The sequence below is a fragment of the Microcoleus sp. LAD1_D3 genome, assembly GCF_036702135.1.
In the GTDB taxonomy this organism is placed as follows: domain Bacteria; phylum Cyanobacteriota; class Cyanobacteriia; order Cyanobacteriales; family Microcoleaceae; genus Microcoleus.
Map to the genome: position 1 here is coordinate 1 of NZ_JAUBSB010000072.1, position 24316 is coordinate 24316.

Annotated in this window: 21 protein-coding genes and 2 pseudogenes; 11 read left to right on the top strand and 12 right to left on the bottom strand. The window is 46.3% G+C overall.

The window, feature by feature from the left end:
* Positions 1-72 precede the first annotated feature (72 nt).
* A complete protein-coding gene (locus tag QUA74_RS25885; RefSeq protein ID WP_333334761.1) occupies positions 73-261 on the bottom strand; it encodes a hypothetical protein in 189 nt (62 codons plus the stop codon).
* Between the two features lie 110 nt (positions 262-371).
* On the opposite strand from QUA74_RS25885, the gene QUA74_RS25890 reads away from it, so the two are divergent.
* Positions 372-1352 (top strand): ABC transporter ATP-binding protein, encoded by a 981-nt coding sequence (locus QUA74_RS25890; RefSeq protein WP_333334762.1) that lies wholly within the window; start codon positions 372-374, stop codon positions 1350-1352.
* A 194-nt stretch (positions 1353-1546) separates the two neighbouring features.
* Here the strand turns inward: QUA74_RS25890 and QUA74_RS25895 are convergent, their stop codons facing one another.
* Positions 1547-3187 (bottom strand): NB-ARC domain-containing protein, encoded by a 1641-nt coding sequence (locus QUA74_RS25895; RefSeq protein ID WP_333334764.1) that lies wholly within the window; start codon positions 3185-3187, stop codon positions 1547-1549.
* Positions 3188-3562: 375 nt separating this feature from the next.
* On the opposite strand from QUA74_RS25895, the gene QUA74_RS25900 reads away from it, so the two are divergent.
* Positions 3563-5995, top strand: a complete 2433-nt coding sequence (locus QUA74_RS25900) for a choice-of-anchor K domain-containing protein (protein WP_333334766.1) — start codon at positions 3563-3565, stop codon at positions 5993-5995.
* A 199-nt stretch (positions 5996-6194) separates the two neighbouring features.
* On the opposite strand, the gene QUA74_RS25905 is transcribed toward QUA74_RS25900, so the two are convergent.
* The 3 genes from QUA74_RS25905 to QUA74_RS25915 form a co-directional block, all read right to left on the bottom strand.
* Positions 6195-6587, bottom strand: a complete 393-nt coding sequence (locus QUA74_RS25905) for a type II toxin-antitoxin system VapC family toxin (protein WP_333334768.1) — start codon at positions 6585-6587, stop codon at positions 6195-6197.
* A complete protein-coding gene (locus QUA74_RS25910; RefSeq protein WP_333315949.1) occupies positions 6588-6839 on the bottom strand; it encodes a DUF2281 domain-containing protein in 252 nt (83 codons plus the stop codon). It abuts the gene before it with no gap.
* 189 nt (positions 6840-7028) lie between these two features.
* Positions 7029-8045: an adenosine kinase gene (locus QUA74_RS25915; protein WP_333334770.1), complete on the bottom strand. Its 1017-nt coding sequence runs from the start codon at positions 8043-8045 to the stop codon at positions 7029-7031.
* A 159-nt stretch (positions 8046-8204) separates the two neighbouring features.
* Here QUA74_RS25915 and QUA74_RS25920 point away from each other — a divergent pair, with 159 nt between their 5' ends.
* The 4 genes from QUA74_RS25920 to QUA74_RS25935 all read left to right on the top strand — a co-directional run bounded on the left by QUA74_RS25920 (position 8205) and on the right by QUA74_RS25935 (position 11458).
* On the top strand, positions 8205-9773 hold the full coding sequence (locus tag QUA74_RS25920) for an AAA family ATPase (RefSeq protein ID WP_333334772.1): 1569 nt from the start codon (positions 8205-8207) through the stop codon (positions 9771-9773).
* Between the two features lie 86 nt (positions 9774-9859).
* On the top strand, positions 9860-10186 hold the full coding sequence (locus tag QUA74_RS25925) for a hypothetical protein (RefSeq protein WP_333334774.1): 327 nt from the start codon (positions 9860-9862) through the stop codon (positions 10184-10186).
* Between the two features lie 102 nt (positions 10187-10288).
* Positions 10289-11083 (top strand): YdcF family protein, encoded by a 795-nt coding sequence (locus QUA74_RS25930; RefSeq protein ID WP_333334776.1) that lies wholly within the window; start codon positions 10289-10291, stop codon positions 11081-11083.
* 141 nt (positions 11084-11224) lie between these two features.
* A complete protein-coding gene (locus QUA74_RS25935) occupies positions 11225-11458 on the top strand; it encodes a hypothetical protein (protein WP_333047608.1) in 234 nt (77 codons plus the stop codon).
* 297 nt (positions 11459-11755) lie between these two features.
* Here QUA74_RS25935 and QUA74_RS25940 read toward each other — a convergent pair whose 3' ends face one another.
* Positions 11756-11989: a ferredoxin-thioredoxin reductase variable chain gene (locus QUA74_RS25940; RefSeq protein WP_333047607.1), complete on the bottom strand. Its 234-nt coding sequence runs from the start codon at positions 11987-11989 to the stop codon at positions 11756-11758.
* 280 nt (positions 11990-12269) lie between these two features.
* Positions 12270-15038: a DUF3536 domain-containing protein gene (locus QUA74_RS25945; RefSeq protein ID WP_333334778.1), complete on the bottom strand. Its 2769-nt coding sequence runs from the start codon at positions 15036-15038 to the stop codon at positions 12270-12272.
* A 973-nt stretch (positions 15039-16011) separates the two neighbouring features.
* On the opposite strand from QUA74_RS25945, the gene QUA74_RS25950 reads away from it, so the two are divergent.
* The 3 genes and pseudogenes from QUA74_RS25950 to QUA74_RS25960 all read left to right on the top strand — a co-directional run bounded on the left by QUA74_RS25950 (position 16012) and on the right by QUA74_RS25960 (position 18006).
* On the top strand, positions 16012-16914 hold the full coding sequence (locus tag QUA74_RS25950) for a PD-(D/E)XK nuclease domain-containing protein (protein WP_333334780.1): 903 nt from the start codon (positions 16012-16014) through the stop codon (positions 16912-16914).
* Positions 16915-16963: 49 nt separating this feature from the next.
* Positions 16964-17467: pseudogene (locus QUA74_RS25955) on the top strand (DUF4365 domain-containing protein).
* Entirely contained in the window at positions 17464-18006 is a 543-nt protein-coding gene (locus QUA74_RS25960) for a hypothetical protein (RefSeq protein ID WP_333334782.1), read from the top strand. The pseudogene QUA74_RS25955 and the gene QUA74_RS25960 overlap by 4 nt, the downstream one beginning before the upstream one ends.
* A 27-nt stretch (positions 18007-18033) precedes the next feature.
* On the opposite strand, the gene QUA74_RS25965 is transcribed toward QUA74_RS25960, so the two are convergent.
* From QUA74_RS25965 to QUA74_RS25985, 5 genes and pseudogenes are all read right to left on the bottom strand, one after another.
* Positions 18034-18849: an alpha/beta hydrolase gene (locus tag QUA74_RS25965; protein ID WP_333334784.1), complete on the bottom strand. Its 816-nt coding sequence runs from the start codon at positions 18847-18849 to the stop codon at positions 18034-18036.
* A gap of 32 nt (positions 18850-18881) precedes the next feature.
* Entirely contained in the window at positions 18882-20081 is a 1200-nt protein-coding gene (locus QUA74_RS25970) for an FAD-dependent monooxygenase (RefSeq protein WP_333334786.1), read from the bottom strand.
* 78 nt (positions 20082-20159) lie between these two features.
* Positions 20160-20426, bottom strand: a pseudogene (locus tag QUA74_RS25975) (Uma2 family endonuclease); the annotation flags it as partial.
* 455 nt (positions 20427-20881) lie between these two features.
* Positions 20882-21067, bottom strand: coding sequence for a hypothetical protein (locus QUA74_RS25980; RefSeq protein ID WP_333334788.1), 186 nt, complete (start codon positions 21065-21067; stop codon positions 20882-20884).
* A 217-nt stretch (positions 21068-21284) separates the two neighbouring features.
* A complete protein-coding gene (locus QUA74_RS25985; protein ID WP_333334790.1) occupies positions 21285-21701 on the bottom strand; it encodes a VOC family protein in 417 nt (138 codons plus the stop codon).
* A 379-nt stretch (positions 21702-22080) separates the two neighbouring features.
* On the opposite strand from QUA74_RS25985, the gene QUA74_RS25990 reads away from it, so the two are divergent.
* Together QUA74_RS25990 and QUA74_RS25995 are read left to right on the top strand one after the other, a co-directional pair.
* Positions 22081-22455 carry a response regulator gene (locus QUA74_RS25990; RefSeq protein WP_333334792.1) on the top strand — a complete coding sequence of 125 codons (375 nt, stop codon included), beginning with the start codon at positions 22081-22083 and terminating at the stop codon, positions 22453-22455.
* Positions 22456-22694: 239 nt separating this feature from the next.
* Entirely contained in the window at positions 22695-24020 is a 1326-nt protein-coding gene (locus tag QUA74_RS25995; RefSeq protein WP_333334793.1) for an ATP-binding protein, read from the top strand.
* The last annotated feature ends 296 nt before the right edge of the window (positions 24021-24316 follow it).

Below are 24316 nucleotides of genomic sequence, written 5' to 3' on the forward strand. Positions count from 1 at the left end.
AATTATGAGTTAGCTCTAGGGGGATTAAATTGAAAACCTTCTATTATAGCATAGATTTTTTTTGCAAGAGGTCTAATGTACTCGCAAAGTCGGGTTAGCCGTGCCTAATTGTTGAATTGGCGTGGAGACTGGCAACTGACTTTGAGGTGCGGGCACCATTTCGCCTCGGAAGTCAAGGATGGTGACGAGCAGCAGATAGGCAACTGCTAAAATTATAGAAATCACCCCAGTGATAATAGCAATAATTTTTGAACGATCCATATTCAGAAAAATTTAAGTACAGCTAATATTAGTTTAACATTAAAAAGAGCAATTATCACTGAAGTTATGCAATAGAATATAATCAGGTGCTAGTTATTTCTCTGACAAAAATGGAACCTCTTGTAGATGCGCCAAATCCCACCGAGATGCACGGAGCTACCCCAGTGGTGGAAACATTTAATCTGGGGAAGTTCTACCGTACCGGCTTCTGGATGAATGAAAAAATTGAATCGCTCAAAAATTGCACTCTGACTGTCTCTGAGGGCGAAACTTTCGGGTTGTTAGGGCAAAATGGAGCGGGGAAAACTACGCTGCTGAAAACTTTGCTAGGTGTAGTGCGGCCCACTTCTGGCAGGGCGCTGCTGTTGGGGAAGCCTTTGGGCGATCGCACTGTGAAGCAGCGAGTCGGCTATTTGCCAGAAAATCCCTATTTTTACGATTATCTCACCGGCTGGGAATTCTTGCAATTTGCGGCGGGGTTATTTCAAATTCCCCCGTCAATTCAGCGACAGCGAATTCCGAATTTGCTAGATTTAGTTGGGCTATCTCAATCGGCGGCAATTAAAAAACAGTTGCGCCAGTATTCTAAGGGAATGCTGCAACGGATTGGCATGGCTCAAGCTTTGATTAACAATCCAGATGTGGTATTTTTAGATGAGCCGATGTCGGGTTTAGATCCGATGGGGCGCTATCAGATGCGGGAGATAATTTTATCGCTGAAAAATCAAGGAAAAACGATTTTTTTTAATTCGCATATATTGTCTGATGTGGAGAAGATTTGCGATCGAGTGGCAATTTTGGCGAAGGGTGAGTTAATTTGCATTGGTGCGATCGACGAACTCTTGGGTAATACTGAAACTTACCGGGTTGAAGGTAGGGGCGGCCACTTGAATATCCTGAAAAAATGGATACCGGATATGGAAGTTGATAATGATTTGTGGTATGGTCATTTGCAGGGCGAGCCGAAGGAGTTTCTTTCTAGTCTGAGTGGTACGGGAGGGCAGCTAATTGGGATGAATTTGGCTAAGCCTACTTTGGAAGAGTTTTTTATGCAGCAACTGCAAGAAAGAGGGATTTATTCTAGTGGTTGAAGTCCCTAAAATCGGCGGTTGAAACCGGGCGGTTGAAACCGCGGCTACACATACAAAGTCCGCCTTCGCGGACTAAGAAAACGGGCAAGATGCCCGTTCCACAGCACATCAAGTTTGTTGTGGGGTGTGCATATTGCCAGCCCTGACTAATAATAAGAAAACGGGCAAGATGCCCGATCCACAAAAGTTTAATTTTATTGTGGATTAGGCATCTTGCCCGCCTCTGAAAGCCTAATGTTTTTTACTTCTGTTAACAATGGCAACGGTAGATTTGCACATACTAACTCTGCACAATTCCACTGCCGCAGATACTCATAGACTTCAGAAATAATCGCATTTGCGGCATCTAAATCTCCTGCTTGAGAAGCATGATAGTGCGCTCTGATTAGGGGCTTAATATCCTCGATATCTTGCCATTCTGATTTAGGTTTGAGGGGAATGCTGATATAATAATTATAGGCTTGGCTGTGGGCGGTACGGAGATTTTCAGGATTTTGATTTAGCAGGTACTCGCCCTTTTCTCGGACTAGCGGATGCAAGTGATAGGATTTGAGGTGGCGATCGTAATATAGCAATTGCCTGCGCTTCAGTGCTTGAATAATATTTTCTTTAAGTTCATACTTGCTAACTTCTGGCATTTGAGCGCTCATTCCGGCAAAGGATAGCGGATATTCTGAGGTTTGATAGACTGAAATTCGGCTGAGACAAGTTTGCTCGCCGTCGCCCAGACGCGCTATCATTTCATCGATCGCTCTTTCAATATCTCGAATCAGCAACCAGTCTCTCTGGTGCAGAAAAATCCCGACATTTCCCTGAAACTCGGTATCATCTCGAATCAAGGCTGCGACGAGTTGTAAGGCTTTAGGATGTCCTGAATAGCGATCGCACATTTCGGCTAATTCTTCTGCATTCGCATTCAGATTAAAAGATTGCAATAGGGCAACTGCCGCATCTCGATCCAATCCGTTTAGCTGGATTTCGCGGGTGACTGTTGACGGCAATTCGGCTAAGCTTTCGCGACTGGTGAAAATAATTTTGCTTTGATGTTCTGTTTCTAATAACTGTTTGAATAACCAAGCATATTCTGCACAATCTTCGGCGAAATAACCCGCCGCTTTTGCCTCTCCTGTTTTCAAAAGTGTGTCGGCGCGATCGAAAACGAGCAAGCAAGGTTTTTCTCTGAGGATTTTGAGCAGATTGTCGGTTTTTTTGAAGTAGTCATTTTGAGCAGTTACGGCTGTGGTAATGTCGCCGTTGGAGAGGGTAAATAGCAGGGAGTCAATTGTGCGATCGAAGGGGGGTGCTTTGCCTGTTGCGGATTGCAAGGATTGCCAAGCGGCGCAGGTGAAGGGGGTTTTTTCTGTGTGGAGTTGGCGAATTATTTGGCTGACGAGGCTGGTTTTTCCGATGCCCGGTAATCCGACAATTGAGATGGCGGTGATATCTGAGTTAACGATCGTAGTTTTTAAGATGTCGATTTCTTTGGTGCGCTGTACCCAATTTCTGACGGGGGGTAAGTTTTCTGGGAGGGGGAAAGTGCGCTCGTTTTCACTGTCTTGGGGGATATCTGCGATCGCGGCGGCTAAAAGTGGCTCTGTTTTCTTGATCTTGTAGCCTTCAGCAATGTATTCCCAGTTTTCTATTTCTACTGCTTTGCAAATATTGATAAAGTTCTCTCGTCTAATTTCTATTTTCGCCCAAAACCGCTTTAAGGTAGCTGTTGAAACTAAAGCGGCAACACACCAGGCATCCTCAGTTTTATTCCATCCGAGATTGCGTCTTACCATGTCAATGATTTTTAGCCCTTCTTCGGATGCTCTGAGCAAACCTGCCATTGCGACTCCTCTACGGAAATTATGCCTTAGTAAAGAATATTACATGATTTTGTGAGCCAAAAAGTGAGCTAAATGAGCTAAATGAGCCAAATGAGCCTTTGATGTTGAGCCAAATGGTGAGCCGTTAAGCCTATACAGATTCAGGATTATGGAGTATTGTGAAATGATGTGTTTGGCTGTCAGCTACGTTTGACGGTGCATCTGGCGGGCGATCGGGGATACAGCTTATCTGCTGTTGGAGCAATGTAAAGTTTTATTACAAAAACTGGGCGAACTGCATAAAAAGCAGAGAAACGCCCTGATCGATATCTAGGAAGGCTTGCAGGGCGGGCTTTGCTGGTTTTGACGCAACTATATTTGTGAGGAGATGGGATTATGGTTAAGGTGAATTTCAATATATGGGGTAAGGAGAGAATAGTTCAATCTACTCCTAGCACACTGGGAGTAGATGATTCTGCATTAAGGTCTGCCAACCCAGTTGGCCTCCCTCAACCATTTGAAACAACTGCCGATAAAAATACTTATGTAATCATTCATGGATTTCAGAACCAGGGTGGTAATCAAGTTGACACCGGTGGTAATCCAAATAATCAATTTACACCTGAAACGTGGATGTCAGAAAGGGCTAAGGCTCTTCGAGAACGAGACCCTGATGCTAATATCATTTTGGTAGACTGGGAAGACGGTTCTAAACCTCCACTGGGACTTCCACTGCTACCAGACCAAGTACCCCTCCTTAGTTTAAGCACTTATGATCGAGCTGCGTCTAACACCAGAGAAGTCGGAGATCAACTTGCTCAGTATCTAAAAGCACGGAATCTTGACCCAAACAAAATAGAGCTTATGGGTCACAGTTTAGGCGCTCATGTATCAGGTTTTGCTGGTGCTAAATATAAAGAACTCACAGGCAACGAACTAAATCGCATCACTGGTTTAGACCCAGCAGGGCCTAATTTTGAAACTAGAAACACCGGATTTAGGTCAGTACCTGGAGCAGAACCTGGAACAGTGATTAGCATCCCAGAAGTGGAGCCAGTTCCTCCAAGTGATCGCTTAGATCCAGGTGATGCTACGAGAGTAGTGGTTATTCATACATCTAGCTTTCTGGGAAATGATTTGTTATTGGGAGAATTGGATTTTTTTGTTAATCCAAATAATTTTCTTCAACAGCCCGGAAACCTACCTGTTTTTGGTGGTATAGGCGGTAATCATGGCTACGCAAATGAACTGTATACACAGTTAATTAACGGAAATGTATTTCCTCAGTCAGATGGATCAAACTTCAACTATTTAAGGTTAAACTCTTCAGAAACTGGGAGAATTGATGTAGACACCACTAAGGTTTTCTTTGAAGGATCGACTTCCGGCACTTTTGACAACGGCGAAAATAAGAAAAGTTTAGGAACTCCTGCTGATGGAGATAGTGAAAGCTATGTGCGGTTTGACGGCAGGAAAACTGAGGGCAACGAATTTAGTGATGACCAGGAATTTAGTCGAGCCAAGGGAATTAGCACAGCCAGTGACATTCCTTTCAGCCTTGGCAATTTGACTTACCGCAATGGAATTACTTTTGAAGATTCAACCCCTAAAGGTGATTTTCCTCTCGATATCACGCTGTCTCTCACTAATCCTGTACCTAACACGCAGACTTTTAATTTCTCATTTAACTTGACTGCTACAGAAAATACAGGCGATCCTGTTAAAGATGCAGATATTCTTCGCTTTTCTGATTCTGGCATTTCTCAAGAGATAATTAAGTTCCCAGGTTCAACCGGAGTTTCAGGATATAGACTTGAGTTAGTAGGATTTTCGGCAGATGATGGCCAAACAACACTAGGGCGTTTTGACACCCCAGAACAACGTTTGTCTGATGCTCTATTGATTGGTAAAATTAAACCCGTATCTATTCTGGAAGAAGCAGCGGAAGGACCGATTGAGGCAATAAAAGAGCTACCAGGGAATATAAAAAATAAGATAGGACAGACTGTTAATGATTTTAATGGCAGAGTAGCGACTTTTAGTAAAGGCTTGTTGGATGGTTTATCTGTTAATGTGTCTGGCGTTCTTTTTCCCCCGCCACGAGTTGCCCAAAACTTAAAAGCCTCAGCCGAGCAAAATTCAAATTTTCAGATTACTGAAGCAGTCATGGCTCAATATCCCGGAGGGCTTCTAGGAACTGAAAGTAACGATAACATAATCGGTTCACCTGCGACAGATGTAGTATTAGCTGCGGAGGGTGCTGACACTCTTGAAGGTGCTGGTGAGGGCGATTATTTGCTGGGAGGAAAAGGTGACGATCGCATTTTAGGAGAGGATGCTAACGACATTCTAGGGGGCAATAAAGGTAATGATTTCGTATCCGGAGGTGTTGCTGATGATTTAGTGAGGGGAGGAAAAGGGAACGATCAAATCTTTGGCGATGATGGAGAAGATATCTTAATCGGTGAAAGAGGAACGGATCGCCTGACTGGTGGAGGTGGAAGCGATATTTTTATCCTGAGAACAGATACAGGTACAGAAGAAACGAATCCTGCTACTACTGATTGGTTAATTGACTTCAATGCTAGCGAGGGCGATATAATTGGCATCAATGGAGGCGTACCCATAGACATTCTCAGCTTCACTCCTAGTGATGTGAATCAAGATGACACTCCAGACACCATTATCCAATACACAGAAACCAGTCAAGTTTTTGGTGTGTATACAAATATCTTTGGTGTCGTCATTAACACGCCGCCAGATATTGTGAAAAGTTCCTCGTTCAGTATACCCTTGAACGACCCAATCACCCAGATAGGAATGCTGTAGGAAATTCGCCGAATTGTTGCGTCACAGCAATATTAAGAAGTGCGCTCGCCCTTATCCCATCCTCATTAACCCACCTTCATCTGCGGTTGCTAAAAAGTGCGCTCGCCCTTACGACAAAAAGTGCGATCGCCCCTCTTTTCTGCTGGATTTACTGTCTTGAACCATTAACCAAAGACAAGCCGCACTTGATGTGACACATTCAATACCAGTCTGCGATCGCAAGTCCAAAAACTCTCGAAAACTCCTTAACATTGTGGGTAACGAGGGTTGCTTGAAGCGAAGCGGCTGTCCCTGCAATCAAAACATCAATTGGGCCGATCGGAGTACCTTGTTCCTCCAATTGAGCGCGGATTGTGGCAGCAGCAAGAGCAGAATCGCGATCGAAAGGAACAAGGTTAACTCGGCTCAAAAGTTGCTGAAGTTGTTGGGTACGTTTTGCAGGCGAAGTAGATTTAGCAATACCCACTTGCAACTCAAACAGGACAATCGCGGAAATGCCAATTTCTTGAGGAGATACATTGGCAAGGTTTTGGGCAACTTGTCCTTGTCCTTTGAAATAGTAAATTAATGTATTTGTATCCAAAATGTACATCTAGAAGCTCTCCCGCAAGATGTCTTCCCCCGACTCGGCACGAATCTCTTCCAGAGTAGGAAAGTCTTCTGCCCATGTTCCAGCTAGGGAATAAACCAATTCTGTCCAAGGAGTTAAAGAATCTACTGTGTCGGTGGATTGGTTCTCATTTAGGTACTTGGCACGAATAAACTCAGCGAAAGTGAGAATTTCGCTAGCTTGGTTTTCGGGAAGGGTTTTGACGATCGCGTAAATCTGTTCAATGATAGTCATAATCTGGTGATAAATAAACTGTCGTTAAATTTTATTTTAGCAATAGCGATCGGCTTTTTCGTGTCAGTTTTCATCTGGTTCAAAAAAGTGCGATTGCCCTTAATCCCTCCCCGTTCATCTGCCTTCATCTGCGGTTCAAAAAAGAGCGATCGCCCTTAACACAAAAAGTGCGATCGCCCCTTTCAATTCCTAACCAGAAATCACCTCACTCAAAAGATGAGCCTGAGAACCCTCAAGCCGAGGCCCATGAATTTGCACCACCAGAGAAGCCAAATAATTGCCCCAGCGAGCCGCTTGTGTAGAACTCAAACCATTAGTAATTCCAAACAAAACACCGCCAGCAAAAGCATCTCCAGCACCCACAGTATCGATCGCCTTTACCGGAAATCCAGCCACATCAACAATCTGTTTGTTCTCCACCACCATGCAGCCTTTATCCCCATTAGTGATAAAAGCCAAATCCGAAATCTCGCTCATTTTCCGAGCGCACTCTTCCAGGGATTCCTCCTTAAAAAAGCTCCGAACTTCATCAGCATTGCAAAAAATTACATCGCAATATTCCGAAACCACCTTGTGAAAATCATCAGCAAATCGATCGACTAAAAAGCCATCCGAAAAAGTAAAAGCCACCTTCACGCCCAGACGCTTAGACTTTTCCATCGTCTCAATGCTAGCCTTTCTAGGGTCTGGAGCATCCCACAGATAGCCCTCAACATAACTGTACTTGCAGTGAGCTAGTCGATCGACATCAATATCAGTCGCAGCCAGAGTAGTAGAAACACCCAAATTAGTACACATCGTGCGTTCCGCATCCGGCGTAGTCAGCACAACACAAGTACCAGTAGGCCCGTTCGACTCAGCAGCAGGATGCACGTTAAAATCAATCCCCGCCGCCAGCAAATCTTGGCGGTAAAATTCGCCGTTAGTATCCTTAGCAACCTTCCCCGAATAATACGCTTTACCGCCGCTCTGAGCCAAACCAATCATCGTATTTGCCGCCGAACCCCCCGATCGCATTTGTAGGGAATTGTGCTCTAAATCGTGCAAAATCCCCCCCTGGGTTTCCGAATTCATCAGCGTCATCCCGCCGCGATTCAGGCCGTGGCCGAGTACAAATTCATCTTCTACCAATGCTAGGATGTCTACCAGGGCATTGCCTACGCCAAACACATCCACCGAACGGGAATCTTGATTGTTTTCTGTCATCAGTAATTTTTGGTTTACACTAATTATCAACTTTATAATAAATCGACTTCAACTCAACATCTATTTTCTTTAAATTATCTTTATCTCAATCCCCAAGCCCAAATCGAGCTAATCCAAAATTCAAAATCTAAAATCCCAAATCTAAAATCTAAAATCGATATGACTGATACTTGTCTCCCACCTCTGATTCAGCAAATGTTGCAGCCCGGGTTTTACCCGCACGGGGTGACAGAACCAGTGCAGCTAATTCAGACTCATGCTTCCTTTGTTTTGCTGACAGGAGATTATACTTACAAACTCAAGAAACCAGTCAATTTTGGCTTTTTGGACTATTCAAGTTTGGAGAAACGGCAGCATTTTTGCAACGAAGAATTGCTGCTGAACCGACGCACTGCTCCGGAAATTTATCTAGAAGTTTTGCCAATTATTCAAATTGGGGATTCGTTTCAATTGGGCAGCAACTTACCTGCCATAAATTATACTACAGAAAATGCGGTAGAATCTGTGCTAAAAATGCGGGAGTTTCCTCAAGATACGCTGTTGCTTAGTTTGTTGGAACGCGGACTGTTAACAGAGCAACTTATGGCAGACTTAGGGCGGGAAGTTGCCAAGTTTCACAGCACGGCAATTAGTAATAGCTATATTCGGACATTTGGCGAAGTCATTCAGATTCGGACTGCAATAGACAACAATTACCTGATTTCCCAAAAATATATCGGCGGGCCGCAGAGTCAGACACAATATGAGGAAACTAAAAATTATACTAATGCGTTTTTTGCGAACAACCCAAAGTTATTTAACCGACGGATTGCCAATAATAAAATTCGCGAGTGCCACGGAGATTTGCACTTGAGGAATATAGCATTCTGGCAAGATAAAATCTTATTGTTCGACTGCATTGAATTTAACGAGCAGTTTCGCTTTGTTGACGTGATGTACGATGTCGCTTTTACAGTAATGGATTTGGAATCGCGCGGGCGCAGAGACTTGGGCAATGCTTTTCTCAATACTTACATCGAACAAACAGGGGATTGGGAAGGACTGCCACTGTTGCCTCTGTATTTGAGCCGTCAAGCTTATGTTAGAGCGAAAGTAACTTCGTTAATGTTGGACGATGCCGCTATTTCAACAGCCCAAAAAGCAGAGATTTCACAGACAGCAGCTCATTACTATAAACTGGCTTGGGAATACACACAACCGCACCGGGGAAAGTTAACTTTGATGTCGGGTTTGTCGGGTTCTGGCAAGAGTACAGCAGCTCGATATTTGGCTCGCCGCACTGGGGCAATTCACATTCGCTCCGATGCTGTTCGCAAACATTTAGGCGGAATTCCTTTAAATGAACGGGGGGGGCAAGATTTGTACTCGGATGAAATGACGGCACATACTTATGGTAGATTGTTAGAGTTGGGGATAATTCTGGCTGACCGAGGTTGGGATGTGATTTTAGATGCAAAGTTCGATCGCCAAAACTGGAGAACTGATGCGATTAATCAGGCTCAATCCCACGGCTTCCCCCTGCAAATCATTTACTGCACCGCACCAATTGAAGTATTGCGAGAACGACTGCAACAGCGCAGGGGCGATATTGCCGACGCGACAGCAGAACTATTGAGTTCGCAGCAAGCAGCTTTTGAACCTTTTACAGAATTAGATCAAATTTCTGTAAACATTGTAGATACCGCGCAAGACTTAGAGGTACAATTAAACTTGATTTTTAGGGATTAGTTGCAGATCGATCGCCCTTGGCAATTTGATTGTCTGCTAATATTGTAAATATCTTTCTGTTTTATTACAAAAAAAAGTTGCAGCTCATGCCAAAATTTACCGGAGACTCCAAGGGGTTTAGCCCCGCCCTGATATGGTTTGTGTTGTTTACCGTTGGGTTTCGCTTAGTAAGATGTACGCTGCCCCTGAGTCTAGGCCTTGGTGTCATCGGTGGCGTGGCAGCAGGTTTAATTGTCGCTTGGTGGCACAACGAATTACTACTCAACCCGAATATGGGTTCCAAGGATAAAAACTCGGATGCTATCCTCAATAAAGAAGTAGTGGAAACGGAGGGCAGACAATATAGCAAAACCTCTAGGCGTGAAGCTGCTACATTCTTTGACTGGTTGTCTGGGCCAGAGGATCGTCGCTAGCTTTAGTCATTAGTTAACAGTTAACAGTCACTAATGCCCTTCGGCCCAATACCCAATACTTCGGCTACGCGAGCGTACTTCCAATGCCAAATTCCCAATAGAATGTTTGTATTTCTATCGAAACTCTTGCCGCTGTTTATTTATCCTTTGGGGTTGAGTTGCCTGTTAATGATGGCGGCTTTAATCACACTTTGGAAGCGTCCAAAATGGGCGGCGGCGCCAATTGCTGCGGCTCTAATTATTTTACTGCTCGGAAGTAGCGGTTGGGTTTCAAAATCCTTAGTTCGATCGCTCGAATGGCAAAACTTACCAACCGCCGAACTCCCCCAAGCTGAAGCGATTATCGTCTTGGGCGGCGGTGTCAAAGCAGCTTTACTTCCCCGTCCTTGGGTAGAAGTAGCGGAAGCGGGCGATCGAATAATCTACGGTTCCCGACTTTACAAGCAAGGCAAAGCTTCCCTGCTAATTCTCAGCGGCGGTAGAGTAGATTGGAAAGGCGGCGGGGCTCCCGAATCGGCAGACATGGCAGAAATTGCCCAAACAATGGGTGTACCGGCATCAGCAATTCTGCAAGACCCCGATTCACACAACACTTATCAAAATGCCGTCAACGTGCGGAAAATTTTAGATGCTAAAGCTATAAAAGGGCCGGTTTTGCTAGTGACATCGGCGATGCACATGACTCGATCGCTCTTAATTTTCCAGCGTCAGGGAATAAAAGTTATTGCCGCACCAACAGACTTTCAGATCACACAGCAGGATATCGCAGCATCCCAAAACAATTGGCAAGCAGTCGCCTTGGATTTATTGCCGGATACCTATCAGTTAAACCAGTCAACTAAAGCTTTGAAAGAATACATCGGCTTAATCGTTTATCGGCTGCGGGGATGGCTTTAACAGAATTTTAGATTTGGGATTGTGGATGAAAGAATTTAAGTAGTCTCAACCGTGAAGTCACTTCCAAAATCCAAAATAGATTCAGTGTGTTAGCTTAAAGTCATTACAGCCAATATTAGCCACAGTCGCCCCCAAACAATCATGCTGCCCCACGAGTTGCAAAACATTGCCCCAGAACCGACTCCCGCGGCCGAAATTTTTCAGAGACACCAAATTGTCCGCGAGTTTTACGATGAAATTAAGTACCGTCAAGAACTAGAACTTCACTGCCAGTGGTATTACGCTACAGCCAAGCAGCATCAGCAGGAATTGCAGAAAATGCAGGGAGATTTGAATATCTTCGGTTGGTTTAACCGGGGACGGTCGAAAAATTAAGGTTTAAATAAAAAAGATGGTTTGTAGTAAGGACTTTAGTCCCGCCGATCGACTAAAAGCCACAAAAAAACCTCAAGTCCTCACTACAAACTGTACAACAGTTATATGACTCCCGCCCAAAAACGGATACTTGCGAAGCACAGGAGTCGCGATCAGCGCAAAATTTTAGACCTTAGTTCAAGCTTCCAGATTCATCGGTGGAGTAAATCTAAAATCTAAAATCTAAAATCTAAAATCTAGAATCGACGGACGGGATTTGATATTGTCTTTGGGCTCCGGCTTCTACTTTGGAGACAGCTAGACTTCCGAAGATATCAATTCGACCTCATCCTCTTTCAGGTGAGCTCGAAATTTTTTGTCAAATTGTACTAGAACCGGCCAATTAGCACTGACAGGTCGGCCGTGCCATTCGTGAACGATCGCCACGACTTCTCCTTCCATACCCTTAATATCAAATGGTTGACTGCGATTTTGAGGGTGGTGGTAGACAACAACAGAGTTTTTAATGCAAACGCGATCGCCAACTTTCATAGACTTATATTTAGTGTTCTCTCTTCAAAACTCTGCAAAGCTTACGGGTGCTTAACACTTGTACGCTTTGCCGACAGTTTTCTTATCTTCCCACAAGTAGAGCGAAAACTTAAACAAAGTTGGCGCTTCCCTGTCGGTGCTTCGATCCCCAGCCGCGATCCACGTCAGCCGAAATGTTGATCCATTCTCGGTTGAACCGGCAGGCCCGATCGAGATTTAAACTGCGATCGGGCGGATTCTCAAGGGCGGGAATTGATTTCCTTGGCTAATCGAGAAACGATTAACTTAACTGATTTAACCAACACTCAACATCAACAGCCAAGGTTTGACCCAACTCCAGCAACTGCCGGATCGAAGACAACTCCCAGCCACCGCCTGAACGCGCAATCTCCAAGGCAACGGCAGCCCCCGCAGTTTCGTCCGCCGAGGCATCTTGCCGTTGCAGCCAGCCCAAACACAGAGGCACAATTTGACTGTACAGAGAATCGAAATACAGTTCCTGCGATTTGTCCAAACACAAACCCAGACTCAGCCGATCGCCCACCGCAATCAAACGCTCGATCGTGCGGATATCAGCTTCCAACTTGACAGGCGAGCGCTCATCCACGCCCGCTCCTGCTTGCAGCAGCGCGTCTAGCGATCGCCAAACCAGCTTTTCCAAAATTTCCTTGACTTCGGGAACGTTCAACCGACAGCGGAGATGGCCGCTTTCAGTGGCAATCGCCTCAATTTCGGCCAGCAGCGGTTCCACATCCTCCGTTTCCTGTTCCAGGGCCTTGGCCACCGTCAAACAGCGGTGTCCCAAAGCCACCTCCGCCGCCACCTGCAACTCTACGGGCACCTGCAACTCGTCGCGGTGGAACGCCATCATCACCCCGTAATTTTCCCGGTAAACCTGAGTGTAAAGCTGATCTAACCGAGTCAAATTTTCCTGACTCAGCAACTGCACGATCCGGTGGCGTTCCTCAGCGAATAAATCCCGCAAGCTAAAGGACTGATCCCCAAACAAGCGCACCATTTCCAGAATCGCGTGGGCCGCCGAAGCTTCTTGCATAACTCCAAACAACCGCTCTTTGAGCATAGTGTAAGACCGGCGGCTCCCAAAAGGCTGAATGCAGCAGTGGAAGTCCCAGCCGCCGAGGTGCAACGCAGCAAACACAAAAACCTCTGTTTCCCGCGTAATTTCCGAGGTTAACTGCAATTGACCCACAGCCAGAGTCATCGATCCCATGCGCTGAATTTGGAAATCTTCCTGCTCGGCTTGATAGCAGTAAAGTCGCTCTTCGCGGGAAAATTTGGCAAACAGAGAACTGATTGCGTAGTGGGCGGCCACTTGTCTGAGACTAATTTGGGCTGTCACCACCAGTTGGCGGTAAACTTCTGCCCCTGTTTTAAAACAGTCAACGTTGCTGGGTACGAGGGCGAGTTGAGCGACAAAATCCTTTTCTAGCTGGATACCGGTAACTTCCCCCGCCAATTCCAGCGCCCGGGCCGCGTAGCGCAGAATTTGCACGCCTTCTGGCCGCGAGATTTCTTCAAAAAACCAGCCGCAGCTAGTGAACATTAACAGGGCGTGGCGCTGCATTTCCAGCAGCCGCAGGGCGTCCACCTGTTCAGAGGCATCGAGTTCGCGCACTTGATGGCGTTTGAGAAAACTGTCAACATTAGTGGCCGATCGATCCCGGATGACCTCAATATATTCATCTCTGGCTTTCCAGGGATCGCTCAACAGCTTGCGCCCCGCTTCTTCGTAAATCGGAATCAGTCGATCGCGCAGCCAATTCAGAGTATCCCGCAGAGGGCGCCGCCATTTGAGGTGCCATCCGCCGCCACCACCGCAGCCGCAATCATCTTGCCAGCGATCGACCCCGTGAGAGCAACTCCAGGCCGTCACGGGTTTGAGTTCAACTTCCCAAGCGCTCGGATTTTGACTTAAATAATGAGCAAAATTCGTCACCGTCCAGCCTCGGCGGGGAAACTCTTCTGTGAAGGCGTAGGCTAGGCATTTTTCGGTACTGTTTTTGTGGTGGCCGAAAGTTTCGCCGTCCGTCGCCACGCAGATTAATTGAGCCGGTCGGTGGTCTCCCCGTACTGCTTGACCCAAGCGCCCGGCCAAGTGGTGGCTGCTGCTGAGAACGTCATTGAATCCCATATCCCGCGAGATCGGGCCATCGTAGAAAAAGATATCAATGTAAGGAGTGTTGGCAGGTGGGGCTTCGGAATTTTGGGAGTGCTGGCGGCCAAAATAGTGAGTGCTCAGCGGCGAGAGTTGGTGGTCAGCCATCAACCGCATTTCCGGCTTCAAATAGCAGCGGTACGGGCGAGTCGGATCGATTTGACCCCCGCCGACTTCGTGCCATTCGGAATTTTCCGCTGGTTGCCCTTCGTGGTTTTGCCCGATTAGCGGGCGGCAGCGTTCGGCTTGGGAGGGGGCTAAGACAATGAAGCGGATGCCTTCAGCGACTAAAACTTCGAGGGTGGCGTAGTCTACGGCGGTTTCGGCAAGCCACATTCCTTCGGGATCGCGATCGAACCGGGAGCGAAAATCTGCGATCCCCCAGCGAATTTGGGTGTATTTGTCTCGCTCGTTAGCGAGGGGCATGATGATGTGATTGTATACTTGGGCGATCGCGTTGCCGTGACCGTTGAGCCGCTGACAGCTTTTGCGATCGGCTTCCAGAATCCGCTGGTAGACTTCCGGGTCATAGCGTTCCAGCCAGCTCATCAGGGTAGGGCCGATGTTAAAGCTCATATACTCGTAGTTGTTGACTATCCCCGTGACTTCGCCGCGATCGTTGAGTATGCGGGCAAAGGCGTTCGGGCGATAGCACTCGATGTCAATGCGTTCGTTCCAGTCGTGGGCGGGAGAGGCGCTGGCCTGGCGTTCTATCGCGTCCAGATAAGGGTTTTCCCGGGGCGGCTGGTAAAAGTGACCGTGAACCGTCACGCATACCCCAGTTGCAGCAGCCACGCTGGTTTGGGTTGCAGCCGTTACGGTTGGCGAAGACAAAGGCAGCACATCGGATTGAGTAGTAGAAATCGAAACCATGCGATCGAATCCTCAAGTAGTTAAAGACAATAAAATCAGCCTAATTAGAAACTGAAACCTTACGCAGCAAGAGTTACAGCTAGGCATCTGTTAGGGCTAAATTTGGCTGACAAGTTTTGATACATTTGTAGTATTGCGAGCAAAGCATTCGTTCCAAGATACCAACCGTCGATCCCTGGTTTTTTTGCCAATGCTTTGCTGTTGAAAGAGTTAAAAAATGTAGCTTTTGCTGCTTTTTGGCACTTGCGATCCATTTCGGGTTAGTGCTTGCAGCCCTGCTCATTGAGAGTTTCATTTACCTTGCTGGATTGTAAAGTCTTATTCATTAAATAGCAACTTTTCGCCGGAAAGATTTAATTTTTGGCAATAAATCTTGGCGGTTGTGGATATCGGTTTAATGCCCGATGGATTTATAGAATAAGAGTATTGCCCGAGTTTCGCATCATACTTTAGGTGCTTTTTACCTAAGTTCTGGAGAAGTTAGGCCGGTTGGGTTAGGGCGGGGCAGATTGGCTGCAAATGTACTTTCCAGAAGACTTGTAACACTGGTGCGGAGTCAAAAGGCAACAAAAAAGCAAAAGGGTAAGTGTTATGTTTTAACTCCTGAGAGGTATGTGGGGGCGGAGGCCTGGGAGGAGGAGGAGGAGGGTTTGGACGAGAAGATGCTGCATTTGACGGCGAAGTTGGAGAGGCCATTTGCCGAGAGTGCCAAGTGAGAGGCGATTATTCGGGAAAATCGGCAGAGGGTGGGTTCTGGCGGATAGTTCGTCAATTGCTGAAGATTATCATGATTTTTTGCGAGAACTTAAGGAACGTATTGTGCAATATCAAGTGCGGGCCGTACTTTTTAGGCAAAGAAGCGCAATAGCGAGAATTAGAGAAAGCTTTAATCGATCGCATCCCCGATTTTTTGCTAGAGTTGAGTGTGGGATTTGTTTTAAATCAATAAATTAATGGAAGCAGAAACCTAATTATGTTAACCTCAAGCAATTTTAAGAAATACCTCGATCAGTTTAATGAACTTATAGCTGAGGGAGAGGCCATGTACAAAGCAATAAAAGTCAGACCCGGAGAATATTATCAACCCAGATATTACGGTGAACCAGTTAGACAAGCGCCTGAAAGATATGTCTTGGATGGAGATTATGATTGGGAAAAGTGGCAGACTAACTACAAGTTACTGCTAGAGCAAGTTATCCCATTAACTAACAGTCAGCGAACCTCATTAATTGAAGTATCCTCGCACTTCGGGAATCTTAAAAGGACTTTAGAGGCTCATCTGGCAAAGTTGAAGGCACTTAAAGAAAATTACGAAAAAGGGTTGCTCATGTCTTCTCAATCTGCTTTAGGCTCCTTTAGCTTGGAAGATGTTAGCAAATTATTAAAACGAGTTCCAGCGGGACTTCGACGTTGGACATGGGAAGAAAAGCCACGCACAAAGGGCGGTACACCTCGGCAATGGTACATAGAAAATGAATATCACGTGCAAAATTTGCTATATTTTTTATTAGCTGCGGTGTTCGCCGATATCAGAGAAGAAGAATATACTAGATCGGTAGGGCAGAAAAAACCAAGAGTAGACCTAGAAATTCCCTCGCTTAAATTGGTTATTGAAATCAAGTTCTGGTATCGCAATGACAAGCCCCAAAAAATTATTGGAGAAATTGCCGAAGATACGTCTTTATACCTAGCTCAAGGCTCCCCCCACGAGCAAATGATTGCTTTTATCTGGGATGACTCTTGCAGGACAGAAGAACACGACTTATTAGATAGTGGACTCAAAAATTTGAAAGGTATTTTTGACGTAGTTATAGTTTCTCGTCCAGGGCGTATGGCAGACTATACATCAGTAATCAATGAACAAGATAATGAATAATTAGCTATTTTGTAAAAGCCTGTTTAAAATTATCGAGGTTAAAATAAGCGTGGTTCTGAACACCCAAAAAGAGGAATTCAGCTATGCTTATGTCTATGCGGTAACAGCCGCGGCAAGCTACTCATTCCACATAGCCCCGCGTCCCTTAGATGCAGAAGGAGTTGACGTAATTATTACAGGTTTGGGACCATCACAATCAACGCGCCGCCCTCGCCTAGATGTCCAAATAAAATGCACCTCCAGAAAATGACTGGATAATGAAATTATCCGATATCCCCTAGAAGTTAAAAACTATGAAGAATTAAGGCTAGAAAACCCTTTCGTTCCCCGCATTCTGATTATCGTTTTAGTACCCGACAGCCAAGAGGATTGGTTGCGCCAATCTCAACAAGAACTCTCCCTGCGCTATTGTGGCTACTGGGCATCATTGCGCGGGCTACCGCCCACCCAAAATCAAAACACTGTCACTGTTCAAATACCCACACAAAACATTTTCAACACAGACGCTTTAAAAACTCTCATGCAGCGCATTGAATCAGGAGAACTCCTATGATAGTAACAGTCCGCGACCCCGCTATTCTCAAAACCTTAGAACCGCCTCAAGTCGCTGCTTATTTACAAAAACACGGATGGCACGAACAAAGCCGAGACGGTGACAAATCATCCATCTGGGCTCGCAAGAATCAAGCAGGCGAAGACTACGAAGTTTTGTTAGCTCTCAAGCCAGAAATCAGCGGTTTTGCTCTGCGGATGTACGAAGTCATGGAAACCCTAGAAATTGTCGAAAATCGCTCTCAAATTGAAATATTAGCAGACTTGATTACCTCACTCCCCAATATGACCTTACAGGGAATTGTCATGCAAGTTCACACCCCGAACACCGACAAATTAAGTGGCGAAATAACCTTAATAGGCGTCATTGCTGACAAATTGCGGAAAATTCAAACTTCACTCGCAGACAAAGATTATATCCTGGCGATTAAAGCTTATCAAGAACGCTTACCGATTCTCTGTAGCGGTGACTTAATCAAAGACAACAACGCCTTCATCCTCAAAAATCCCCACAACTTAACTCTCGATGAATTGTCGTAAGACTAACAGATTTTGTCGAAACCTATATTAAACACCTTCCAAACAGATATCAAGTTCTCTAGCAAAGGCCTCTGGCGCATCCAGCATCAGCCAGTGTCCAGTATCGGGAATCGTAGTTGTCGTCAGTGTGGGACGGAGGATGTGGAGGCTGAAGGGAAAAGTGTTTGAGGGAGCAATAATGGCGTGGGCTCGCGTTCCAGGGGCTGCTAGGTAGCGATCGAGAGCATCCACTGCTTCAAAGGCAAACATCCCGCGAGACATTCCAGACAGACAATCCTGTGGAGTCGCCGCCAAGCAAGCGAGTATCCGATCGCGCGTATGGGCCCTGCTTCCTGTCAGTGCCTCATTGAAGCTGGTTTCCACAGCAGCCCGCCAATCCTCCGTCTCCAGAGCCCTCTGGTAGGGGACGATCCGTGCCTCGTGCACCTCTGCAGGCACCTTGGTAAAGTCTCCAGGTGGGTCTGCCAGGATCAACTGCGCGATGCGGTGCGGTGCGCTGGCTGCTGTGGCGAGGGCAATACAAGCACCGAAACTGTGTCCAACGATCGCCACTCGATCGAGTCCCAGCCCATCCAGTACCGCCAAAACATCCGCTGCACAGGAGGCGGGCGCATAGTTGCCGTCCTCCGGCGGTGCGGAATCACCGTGTCCCCGCATATCAAGGGCGATCGCGCGTCGGGTACGGGCGACATGGGCAAGCTGCGCCTCCCAGATGCTCGCGGAAACCGTCATACCGTGCACGAACACCACCGGCAGCGCCTCGGATTCCGCAGCGGTGACAGGGGGGCTGGCTTCGATGATGTGAATAGTGCCGATCGGTCCTTTGATATTTGTCGATCGCATAAAATCTTCTCCTAATTGTGAATTTCCTCTTTTCAGACAACCAATTTTACCTGCGTTACTCCTTGGCGCAATTCATACTGTCCTTTTACCCAAAATTGTTTAATTTTTTCACCCAAAAACGGAGCCGTTTGCATCATCAATAAACGCAACAATCCATTTTTTCGCAGTTGTTCGCCTTTCCACGCTTCTTGTGCTTGAAGTTGTTGGGCGCGAATAATTTCTGGTTCGCGTTCTGCCTGAATCCGCGATAATCCTAAGTCAATATCCTCGTAATTAGCCCCTGCTTTCAATAAAGGTACAAGGTGATTGGCGGCAACAATTACATCGCGGAACGCCATGTTAATTCCTTGAGCGCGAACCGGAGACATGGGATGTGCAGAATCCCCCAAAAGTATGGTTCCTGGTCGATGCCAGCGCGGACAGCGACCAACCACAACAGATAATCGCATCGGAGATTCGATCGTATCGGCACAGTTGCGGAAATGTTCTGCCATCCACGCAGGCGATCGCGATGCGAAAGTTTCTGCCCAGTCTGTGTGTTTCCGATCCGTTTTGTCATCTGCCGATAGCACCCAAGCCAGATGAAGTTTTCCTGATTCTGCCCCATGAAAGACACTAAATCCGCTACCGCCATTCAGGATGGAATAAAATACATTATCCGCCACAAACCGACGATGAGCGGCCAGTTTAAACCACAGAACATCTATACTATTCTGCTGTTTTACTAACTCTAATTCTGCACGTTGTCGCACAACCGAGTTTCTACCATCTGTACCAATCACAAGTGCAGCAGGAATCTCTCGCCCATCTCCTAGCTTTACACCCGCAATGCGATCGTTGCTGTACAGTAAATCTTTTACGGGAACACCTGGGATAAATTCAAACTCTGGATGCAACTGAGCTTCTGAAATTAGTGTTTCTAGCAAAGGCGGTTGCGATACCAGCGTACAAGGTCGATTTGACCCCATTGGCTCATCAACTCGAAATAGTTGCCGATCGCCCACAATGAACTCCCAGGCATCAATTTGTCGGTGTGGAACACCTTCGAGCATTGTGGATAAGCCCATTTGGGCGATCGCATCCAATCCGCTGGGCATCAACCCTTCACCGCGAAACACTCGGTAGGCATCTTTTGCCGCCTCAACCAAGGTTACAGCAATACCTCGTTTCACTAGCATTAAGGCAAGTGCCGCACCAGTTGGTCCCGAGCCCACAATTACAACTTGCATCATTGCCATTCCCCATTGCTTTTTGCGGATATTGAGATGTGAAGAAAGGTGGTAAAAGGAGGCGAAATTTCCTATTCCCAGCTATTTCTGGAGTCCCTGTTGAAAAGTCTTAACTGCATCAACATGATTCACCATATTGATGCAGCGCAACAACAAATCCAAATCGAGCCCTTTCACCTCCTCACTACTAGAAACCTTTTCATAATAAAGTGTATTGCCCTCTCCCCGCAGGTGATAAACCTCTAACAATCCATCTTCCCAGAACCACACTTCCTTTATCTTCAGCCGCTTGTATGCCTCCAGTTGGTTGATGCCACCACTGGAAAACACGACCTCGATCGCCAAATCTGGTAGCCTGCGACCAGGAGCAAGTTTTTGACACTCCCCTGCCTAAAGGCGAGGGGATTCTTAATTCAGCGACCGACCTTAAAGCGTCCTGTCCTTGCGGCAATACTCAAACCTTTTAACCGTAGAAAGCTACCAATTAACGAGCTTGACTCAGAATCACCCCAGCGGGTCTATCTCCAAAAGCGTACTAGGATATTTACCTAGAGTTCGGGTATGCCCTACCCTACTTAACGATCCAAAAAGGAATAGTTTGTTTTTGCTGGTTGGGAACCTACATTTTCGGTTCTTAGCTGTTTAAAGAGTTTTCGCCGCTCTGCGTCCCCCAATTTATGCCTGAAAGTGTGTCTTATGTCCCGTTTCACGATGGCAAAGGAGTTTAACCTTGACTATTGCACTATACCACCTTATCCATCCTATCCGGGCTTTTTGAAAAGTTTTTCTGAACTAAAGCCGTCCTAGAAGGACGGGGTTTTAAACCCAGTTTTCCGATAAGATTCATCCGCCTCTCGCTTGACTTTTCGCGTTTCACTTTCCAGAGTCATCGAGCCAGTGGGAGTAAAGTCAAACCCCGCCATCAGCAGGTACAGTTCCACCAATGCACCAATTCTTGCTTTAACGATTTCGTGGGGTTCTCCAGGCATTCGTCGTATCTTCAGAATTCCATCCAGGAAAGAAAGTCGATATCCTGGACGGTCTAACAATTGCTCAACTGCTTTGAACTCTCTCCAAGTGAGTCCCTCAAACAGAAGGGGTGATTCTTTTCTGGGTGGTGCGATGATTGCTGCCGTCCTTTGATTCTCCAGTCTATTTCCAGATGAGAAACGATCGGGTTTGGAGGGCGATTTGTTTATTATAACTTTAAGTAGCTTTCTCCACTGTAAATCCGATTTCTTGCCCGTAGGATAGTTCCAGCGTGTGACCGTCCGGGTCTCGCAAAAAAGCCCAGTAGCCGATCGGATATCCATCATCTTTTGGTTCCTCAAGCAATAGGCCTTCTTGACGTGCTTTGTCGCAGAGATCGTCCATATATTCGCGGCTTTTGCAGCCAACTCCGAGGTGTGCCCAGGGAGACAGAACGGGATGTACGGAGTCTGTTTGAATTAGCACAATTACAAAAGGGCGAGTGCGGTCAGAAAGCCAGACCACAGCAACACCAGTTTCTGCATCAATGCGGCGGTGAACGACCTGCATTCCAGCATACTTAGAGTAGAATTCGATAGTGCGATCGACATCAGAAACGGGCAGTGCGATGTGTGTGAGACCGATATCACTCATGGGTTATGTTGCTCCAGTCATATTAGGCTTAACATCAATAATTGCCACTTCCAATCTCATAAATTTAATGAGACGATCGCCACTTATACCAATTTTTTATGAGGCCCCGTAGAATCCGATCACCCTGGCGCCCCCCGCGTCCGGGGGGGAAAAGAGTCCGATCTTTCGTCCCCCGACTATCAGGGAGATGCGAGGGGGATCGAGATATGTGCAACTTCACATTAAATTGGTATAACCGCTCGTAACTGTCCATCGTTTTGCTGCCTAGTATTTGTAAGCAGCAAAACCTGAGCGGAACCAAGACGATTTACCTCTCAAGGTAGATGTCGGTTAATCCTGTCTTTGAGATACTATATCTGAAATGTAACTATTTATACTAATGTCGCATCTTTTGTTGGTAGACGACGAAGCCCCACTTTGTGAAAGCCTTGCTTACTCACTGAGAAAGGAAGGCTATGAGGTCACTACAGCACCAGATGGACACAGCGCGATCAAACAATTCCACAAGCAAGTACCCGATATCATTCTGCTCGATCTGATGATGCCAGAAGTTGATGGGATGGAAGTGTGTTGGCGTATCCGGGCTTTTTCTAATGTGCCTATACTGATGCTAACGGCTAAAGACCAAGATATGGATAAAGTGTTGGGCTTAGAGGCAGGGGCAGATGATTATGTGACCAAACCCTTCAATACGCAGGAATTGCTCGCACGGATTAAAGCTTTGCTGCGCCGCCATCATGCGGAATCTACTTAAAAGCGATTAAGGCATCCTTCAAGGGTTTGATAGCTCGGTTGGCTCAATCCATGACCAATGGCGCTAGGTTAGGATCACTTGCAACGGATACACCATTTATCCCAGCCATGTTTGAGCCGATGAAACTTTTTGCCCAAGACTCCTTTACGAGCAGATGGTTAGCATCTCTTCGGTGGAATTCAATCCACACGAAGCTCTTGGCTACCTACCTGCTCCTGATCGTCTTAGGAACCTCGCTTATGTCTGGTTACATCCTATGGACGTTTTATGCCTTTTTCATGCAGTCTCGTCAGACTGATTTAGAAAACTGGGCAACAGCACTAAGCGAGAGCGTTGCAGATGCCCTCGAAGAAAAAGATACGCAACGGGTGCAGATCATTGTTCGGCGCTATGGGGCACCCGCCAATATCGCACTCCGTGTCTTTGATGCCCAAGGTTCGCTGCTAGCCACCTCTAACCCTCAAACAGATCGACAAATCACCAATTGGCTGCTGATACCTGGCATTTCAGAAGCACTACACGGTCATTCGGTGCAGGGCATTGCTAAAGGAGTTTTATCAACGGAGGATCGCCTCTATATTGCCAAACCGATGACTCGCAACGGTCAGCGGTTGGGGATATTACGCATCTCGATTACTTTAGAACAGTTTCAGAAACAGTTTGTAAGGGTGATCTGGACAATTTTAGCCGCCCTTGGCATTACCATTTTTCTCTGTACCTTGGTCAGCGATCGATTAGCCCGGAGTCTCTCTAAACCCATTGAGGTGATGCGAAACTTTGCGATTCGCGTGGGTAGAGGACAGTTTGATGACAAACTCCTGATTCGTCAAAGCAATGAACTAGACCAACTCGCAACGGAACTGAATCGTATGAGTGAACGGTTGAAATCATTGGACAACGAACGCAGAGCCTTCCTAGCGAATGTTTCCCATGAACTGCGGACCCCTGTGAGTAATGTTCAGGTCACCATTGATGCGCTGGAGCGTGGCGCTGTGGATGAGCTGGAGTTGCGCGATCGCTTCTTTCAAACCATCAAAGAGGAGACGAAGCGGCTTTCGGGCTTGATTCACGATTTGCTTGATTTAGGACGCTTAGAAGCGGGTGTCACGCTATTAGAAATCCAAGCCATTGCCTTAGAAAGTGTAATCAGCCGTGCGATTAGAGCAATGGAAGTTCGTATGCAGGCTAAAAACGTGACTGTAGAAGTTGATGTTGCTGACCTTCGGATTATGGGCGATTCGGAACGCTTATTACAGGCTTTTTTGAATCTCTTAGACAATGCGATTAAGTACTCTACCCCCAATGCTCGTATTTTCATTGCTGCCTCTCGCAACAAGCAACAGGCTCTGATTTCAATTCGAGACCAGGGAAGCGGCATTCCTGAAACCGATTTACCTCGCATTTTTGAACAGTTTTACACCACGAGCCGCTCTAGTAAGAATGGGGTTGGTCTGGGTCTAGCGATTGCCAGACGCATTATTGAAGCGCATGGAGGCAGTATTACAGCCAGTAGTAAACCCGGTCAAGGGGCTGTATTCACCCTTTCTCTACCCTTAGAATCATAAGTAGTTGATCCCGTTGTCTGGTTCCGTGTCACTTCTTCCACCTGACTCACAGCAGTATTAGTCAAATGGATAGGAAAACCCGACTCTGCCAAATCAGACAATCTAGATTTAATTATCTTTTTATTTAAAGAAAAATGTTGTGCTAATTCTTTGTCAGGACATTTGCATTTTTTATAATTATTTAGTAGTCTCTAATACCAATACTTCGGACAGTTTTTCTATCCCGCATTCCGCAGATATTTAAGCAGAGGTAAAGCAAGATAGATTCGGCAACAATAAACTCCCAAACGATTGCC

Bases quoted from the DNA above. Each gene is read 5' to 3' on its own strand.
- QUA74_RS25885 (WP_333334761.1), bottom strand. From the start codon at position 261: ATGGATCGTTCAAAAATTATTGCTATTATCACTGGGGTGATTTCTATA.
- QUA74_RS25890 (WP_333334762.1), top strand. From the start codon at position 372: ATGGAACCTCTTGTAGATGCGCCAAATCCCACCGAGATGCACGGAGCT.
- QUA74_RS25895 (WP_333334764.1), bottom strand. From the start codon at position 3,187: ATGGCAGGTTTGCTCAGAGCATCCGAAGAAGGGCTAAAAATCATTGAC.
- QUA74_RS25900 (WP_333334766.1), top strand. From the start codon at position 3,563: ATGGTTAAGGTGAATTTCAATATATGGGGTAAGGAGAGAATAGTTCAA.
- QUA74_RS25905 (WP_333334768.1), bottom strand. From the start codon at position 6,587: ATGTACATTTTGGATACAAATACATTAATTTACTATTTCAAAGGACAA.
- QUA74_RS25910 (WP_333315949.1), bottom strand. From the start codon at position 6,839: ATGACTATCATTGAACAGATTTACGCGATCGTCAAAACCCTTCCCGAA.
- QUA74_RS25915 (WP_333334770.1), bottom strand. From the start codon at position 8,045: ATGACAGAAAACAATCAAGATTCCCGTTCGGTGGATGTGTTTGGCGTA.
- QUA74_RS25920 (WP_333334772.1), top strand. From the start codon at position 8,205: ATGACTGATACTTGTCTCCCACCTCTGATTCAGCAAATGTTGCAGCCC.
- QUA74_RS25925 (WP_333334774.1), top strand. From the start codon at position 9,860: ATGCCAAAATTTACCGGAGACTCCAAGGGGTTTAGCCCCGCCCTGATA.
- QUA74_RS25930 (WP_333334776.1), top strand. From the start codon at position 10,289: ATGTTTGTATTTCTATCGAAACTCTTGCCGCTGTTTATTTATCCTTTG.
- QUA74_RS25935 (WP_333047608.1), top strand. From the start codon at position 11,225: ATGCTGCCCCACGAGTTGCAAAACATTGCCCCAGAACCGACTCCCGCG.
- QUA74_RS25940 (WP_333047607.1), bottom strand. From the start codon at position 11,989: ATGAAAGTTGGCGATCGCGTTTGCATTAAAAACTCTGTTGTTGTCTAC.
- QUA74_RS25945 (WP_333334778.1), bottom strand. From the start codon at position 15,038: ATGGTTTCGATTTCTACTACTCAATCCGATGTGCTGCCTTTGTCTTCG.
- QUA74_RS25950 (WP_333334780.1), top strand. From the start codon at position 16,012: ATGTTAACCTCAAGCAATTTTAAGAAATACCTCGATCAGTTTAATGAA.
- QUA74_RS25960 (WP_333334782.1), top strand. From the start codon at position 17,464: ATGATAGTAACAGTCCGCGACCCCGCTATTCTCAAAACCTTAGAACCG.
- QUA74_RS25965 (WP_333334784.1), bottom strand. From the start codon at position 18,849: ATGCGATCGACAAATATCAAAGGACCGATCGGCACTATTCACATCATC.
- QUA74_RS25970 (WP_333334786.1), bottom strand. From the start codon at position 20,081: ATGATGCAAGTTGTAATTGTGGGCTCGGGACCAACTGGTGCGGCACTT.
- QUA74_RS25980 (WP_333334788.1), bottom strand. From the start codon at position 21,067: ATGCCTGGAGAACCCCACGAAATCGTTAAAGCAAGAATTGGTGCATTG.
- QUA74_RS25985 (WP_333334790.1), bottom strand. From the start codon at position 21,701: ATGAGTGATATCGGTCTCACACACATCGCACTGCCCGTTTCTGATGTC.
- QUA74_RS25990 (WP_333334792.1), top strand. From the start codon at position 22,081: ATGTCGCATCTTTTGTTGGTAGACGACGAAGCCCCACTTTGTGAAAGC.
- QUA74_RS25995 (WP_333334793.1), top strand. From the start codon at position 22,695: ATGTCTGGTTACATCCTATGGACGTTTTATGCCTTTTTCATGCAGTCT.